The sequence below is a fragment of the Sandarakinorhabdus sp. genome, from assembly GCF_031422795.1.
Classification (GTDB): domain Bacteria; phylum Pseudomonadota; class Alphaproteobacteria; order Sphingomonadales; family Sphingomonadaceae; genus Sandarakinorhabdus.
Genome location: NZ_JANPML010000337.1, coordinates 1 through 5,201 on the forward strand (window position 1 = coordinate 1; position 5,201 = coordinate 5,201).

Consider the following 5,201-nt stretch of genomic DNA (forward strand, 5'->3'; position numbering starts at 1 on the left):
GTGATGTAGCGGAAGATGTTGAACAGGCCTTCATAGCCCGCATAATCGGCCAGCAGCTTGATCATGGCATCATGTCTCCGCAGCCCCTGACTGTGATTCGCCCAGCGCCTCGATGACGCGGGCCAGCCCGATCGAATTGGAACCCTTGACCAGCAGCACGTCATCGGCGCCGATCATGCGGGAAATTTCGGCGCGTGCAGCATCTGCATCGGCAACATGGCGCACATCGATGCTGCGGCCCAGCGCGGCGACCAGCGGCTTCATTTCAGCGCCCACCAGCACGGCAGCCGCAACGCCGGCATCGCGAATGTGCGGCGCCAACCCGGCGTGGAATTCATCCGACAGCGCGCCCAGCTCCTTCATGCTGCCCAGCAGGGCCAGTCGCCGGCCGGAGCGGGCGGGGGCAACGTCCCTCAACACGGCAAGGCTGGCCGCCATGCTGGCCGGGTTGGCGTTATAGGCTTCGTCGATCACCACGGCCTGCCCGCTTCCCACAGCCACGCGCAGCCGGCGGCCACGGCCGGGCAGATCGTTCAGATCGGCCAGCGCCAGGCCGGCCAGCGCCAGATCGCCGCCAGCCGCCTGCACGCCGGCCAGCACGGCCAGCGCGTTGTTGACCCAGTGGCGGCCGGCCATGCCGATCTTGAAGGTGAGGGTGTCGCTGCCGATGCGGGCGGTCACGCAGCTGCAATCAGGGTGCAGGGCGATTTTTTCGGCATGCACGTCAGCGCCATCGTTCAAGCCAAAACGCACCACCTTCGCACCCGCATCAGCCGCGGCGCGGGCCAGCGACGCGGCGTGTTCATTGTCGTGCGGAATGATGGCGGTGCCGCCGGCAGGCAGGCCGCCGAAAATCTCGGCCTTGGCCCGGGCAATGTCGGTTTCGCTGGCGAAGAATTCACGGTGCGCCGAAGCGACCCAGGTGACAATGGCAATGTCCGGGCGCACCAACTGGGTCAGTTCCGCCAGTTCGCCGCTGTGGTTCATGCCCATTTCGAACACGCCAAAGCGTGATGCCGCTGGCATTCGGGCCAGCGACAGCGGCACGCCGGTGTGGTTGTTGTAGCTTTTCACGCTGGCATGCACGGCGTCGGGTGCAAAGCGCGAGAGCGCGGCTTTCAGCGCCTCTTTCACACCGGTCTTGCCCACACTGCCGGTCACGCCAATGCGAAGTGCGCTGCTGCGGTCGCGGGCGGCAGCGCCAAGCGCGTTCAAGGCGGCCATCGTGTCGGCAACCCGCACGATTGGCGTTTCTGGCGGCGCGTCAACGGTTTCGCTCACCAGCAAGCCGGCGGCGCCGCGCTCCACGGCCTTGCCCACAAATCGATGCCCGTCGGTGGCTTCGCCCTTCAGCGCGATGAACAGGTCGCCGGGCGCCACTTCGCGGCTGTCGAAGGTGACGCCATTGGCCACAAAATCGCCGTGGGTGGCTCCGCCAGTGGCGGCCGCAATGGCGGCGCTGGTCCACAGGCTCATGCCGCGCACTCCCGCGCCACGGTCACGTCGTCGAACGGCAGCACCCGGTCGCCCACAGTCTGGCCTTGCTCATGGCCCTTGCCGGCGATCAGCACGATGTCGCCGGCAAGGGCCATGGTAAGGGCCGCGGCAATTGCCCGGCGGCGATCCGCAATTTCCTGTCCGCCGGGCGTGGCAGAGAGGATGGAGGCGCGGATGGCCGCCGGGGTTTCACTGCGGGGATTGTCGTCGGTTACAATGACGACATCGGCATGGGCGGCCGCAGCCTCCCCCATCAGGGGACGCTTGCCGGCGTCGCGATCGCCGCCGGCCCCAAAAACGATGATCAGCCGGCCCGTCACATGCGGGCGCAGCGCCGCACAGGCCGCGATGATGGCATCGGGCGTGTGCGCGTAATCTACATAAACGGCAGCGCCGGTGCGGGTCAGGCACGCGCGCTCCAGCCGGCCGCGCACGCCCGACACGCGGGCAAGGTTGCCCAGCGTCTGCTTGATGTCGCCGCCTGTCGCAATCACCAACCCGGCGGCGACCAGCGCATTGGCGGCCTGATAGGCACCGATGAGCGGCAGCGCGATCTTGTGGGTCTGGCCGCCGGCCTGCACCACCATGTCCTGCCCCAGCGATGTTGGCGTGCGGCTCACCAGCTTCAGCGCCTCGCCGGCCTCGCCAACGGTGAGCAGGCAAAGCCCGCGCCCACGCGTCACGTCGATCATGCGCGCCGACCAGTCGCCATCATCGGCCCAGATCACGGCGCTGCCGCCATCATCCACAACCTCGGTCAGCAGCCGCGTCTTGGCGGTGAAATAGGCTTCCATCGTGCCGTGGTAATCAAGATGGTCGCGGGAAAGATTGGTGAAGGCGGCGGCCGACACCGGCAAACCTTCGGTGCGATACTGGTCGAGCCCGTGGCTGGAGGCTTCGAAGGCGGCGTGGCTGATGCCTTCGCGCGCCAGGCCGGCCATGGTGGCCAGAAAGGTCACGACATCGGGCGTCGTCAGCCCGCCGGTGCCATCGCGCGGCGACACCCGATCATAACCGGTCGTCACGCCCAGCGTGCCGATGCTGGCGGCGCGATGCCCGGTTGCCTGCCACAGTTGGCGGGTCAATTCGGCGGTGCTGGTCTTGCCGTTGGTGCCGGTGATGGCAATTGTGGTTTCCGGGAAGGGCGCGAAATAGCGCGCGGCCAGCGCCGCAAAGGCCCGGCGCGGATTGGTATCGGCCACGTGCACTGCGCCGTCCACCTTGGCTTGCGGCCGCGCGACGATGGCGATGGCGCCGGCGGCAATGGCAGCCGGGATGAAATCCTCGCCGTTCACCCGAGCGCCCTGGAACGCGCCAAAGATGGTGCCGGGCGCGATCTTGCGATGATCAAGCGCAAAGCCGGTGACGATTTCGTCACCGGCTTTGCCAGCATCGGGGAGGAGGGTGCCAAGCCGCATTTCTATTCCTTGGCCTGGACAGCGGCAGGCAGCAGGCCGGTCAGATCAAGATCGCGATTGGGTTCGGGCACCACACCCAAGGGCGGCGCGATGCGGCGGATGATGTTGTTGATGGCCGGTGCCACCACCATGCCGGCGGTGCGGAAGCCATAGGTGGACTTGCTGCCACGCGGATCGTCGATCATGGCCACCACGACATAGCGCGGCGCATCGACCGGGAACACGGCGGCGAAATTCACCACATTCTGCCCGCGCACATAACGGCCATTCTCGATCTTTTCGGCGGTGCCGGTCTTGCCGCCAACACGATAGCCTGGCACGTCGGCCTTGCGGCCGGTGCCCTTGGTGACGACCAGACGCAGCAGCCGGCGCAGTTCCATGCTGGTGCGTTCGGAAAACACCCGACGGCCGGGCGGCATCGTGGCGGCATCGCGCTTCACCAGGGTGGGCGGGCGATAGAAACCGCCATTGACCAGCGTGGCATAGCCATTGGCCAGGTGCAGCGGCGAGATGGTGAGGCCGTGGCCATAGCTGATCGTCATGGTGGCGCTCTGACCCCAGTTGGACAGCGGCGGATATTGCGGGCGGGCCTTTTCCTTCAGTTCAACTTCGACCGGCTTCAGGAAACCCAGCTTGTCGAGATATTCGCGTTGGCGGTCACGGCCAACTTCGATGGCCATGCGGGCGGTGCCGATGTTGCTGGAATAGATGAAGATTTCCGGCACGGTGAGCCAACGGTTCTTGGCGTGATCGTCACGGATGCGGAAACCGGCGACATACAGCGGCGCGGTGGCGTCATACAGTTTCTGCAGGTTGGTGAGCGTGCCGGTTTCCAGCGCAGTGGCGATGGTGAAGGCCTTGAAGGTGGAACCCAGCTCATAGCCGCCCAGCGTCACCCGATTAAAGCGGCTGCCGTCGTCATTTGCGGTGGTGTATTTGGTGCCGTCGGCGCGCTGGCCGGGCACGTTGGGGTTGAAATCGGGCAGCGACACCATGGCCAGCACTTCGCCGGTGTTGACGTCCATCACCACGCCGGCGGCACCCTTGGCGTTCTGATCGGTCACCAGTGCCGTCAGTTCATTGTGCATCGCCTGCTGCACCCGCACGTCGATCGACAAGACCAGCGGCAGGCCACGCTGCACCGGATCAGCGAGGCGTTGGTCAAAGGCTTTCTCAACGCCAATCAGGCCATGGCCGTCATCATCGGTATAGCCCAGCGCCTGGGCCGCCAGATTGATGTTGGGATAAAGCCGTTCGGCTTCGCGGGTCAGCTCGATCGCGGGTTCACCCAGATCGTTGATGCGGCGCGCCTGGCCGGGCAACACGCGGCGGGCCAGATAACGCAGCCCCTTGGACGACGTGAGATCAGTCAGAATTTCGTCGCGGCTGCGTTCCGGCAGGATCTGCGCCAGCTTGGTGGCCAGCACGTCGGGATCAGAGGTGAGCCGGCGCGGGATGACGGTGATGGCATAGGCTTCAAACGTGCGGGCCAGTTCGACACCATTGCGATCAACGATGTCGCCACGCGGCGGCGCGGCGCTGATCAGCTTGGTTTCGCTTTCAGCGATGCCCTGCACAACGCTGAGATCGACCAGCCGCACCAGAATGACCAGCGCCAGCACCGGGAACAACATGATCAGGAAGGCCAGCCGCTGCCGCGCCTGGGCGCGCGCCGTCACCCGTTCCCCGGAAAGCGTCGGATTCGGGGCCGGTGCGGCCCCGATCAACGGATCATTGCCGGGGATGCTGGCCATCAGCCTGCGCCGCCCTGGGGTTCGACCGGGTCGGCCGGCTCGGCTGGCAGATCTTCCAGAACAGCGTCAGCCGGCGCGGTCGGCTCACCAAAACTGGTGCGCACCAGGCGCGCGCCGGCAGCCGCCGGCAGCGGCATCTCTGGTGCCGGCAGCGCGCCAGCCATTGGCAGGCCACTTTCGGCCACGGCAAACTGCACTTTCGGTTCGGCTTCGGGCCGGGCGGCAAAGCTGGCCAGCTGCACCGGGGAACGCAGGATTTGCCCACCCTGCGGCGCCGTCAACTGGAACACGGCATCGTTCCAGCGCTGCAATTCCGGCAGGCCGGCGCGGGTGCGCAGCTCGGCTTCCAGTTCGCGCACGCGCACAGTGTTTTCGACCAGTTCGATGTTCAGCTTGGTGACAGCCCGGCGTTCGGCGGCGGCGCGGGTGGTGATGACCTGGGCGCCGGCGACCACAATCGTGGTGCCCGCAATCCACAACAGGGCGGAAAGATGCTGCCTCATGTGCGACCCCTCTCGATTCCGGCTTCGAT

The 5,201-nt window shown here is 66.3% G+C and carries 3 protein-coding genes and 1 pseudogene; all 4 read right to left on the minus strand.

Annotated elements, in window-relative coordinates; all coding sequences use genetic code 11:
* Window positions 1-69: 69 nt before the first annotated feature.
* Window positions 70-1,476, minus strand: a complete 1,407-nt coding sequence (gene murF, locus RMO81_RS12035; RefSeq protein WP_310476131.1) for a UDP-N-acetylmuramoyl-tripeptide--D-alanyl-D-alanine ligase — start codon at window positions 1,474-1,476, stop codon at window positions 70-72.
* Window positions 1,473-2,915, minus strand: coding sequence for a UDP-N-acetylmuramoyl-L-alanyl-D-glutamate--2,6-diaminopimelate ligase (locus tag RMO81_RS12040; RefSeq protein ID WP_310476132.1), 1,443 nt, complete (start codon window positions 2,913-2,915; stop codon window positions 1,473-1,475). The genes murF and RMO81_RS12040 overlap by 4 nt, the downstream gene beginning before the upstream one ends.
* Before the next feature lie 2 nt (window positions 2,916-2,917).
* Window positions 2,918-4,669, minus strand: coding sequence for a penicillin-binding protein 2 (locus RMO81_RS12045; protein WP_310476133.1), 1,752 nt, complete (start codon window positions 4,667-4,669; stop codon window positions 2,918-2,920).
* Window positions 4,669-5,201, minus strand: a pseudogene (locus tag RMO81_RS12050) (hypothetical protein); the annotation flags it as partial. The pseudogene RMO81_RS12050 and the gene RMO81_RS12045, both read right to left, overlap by 1 nt.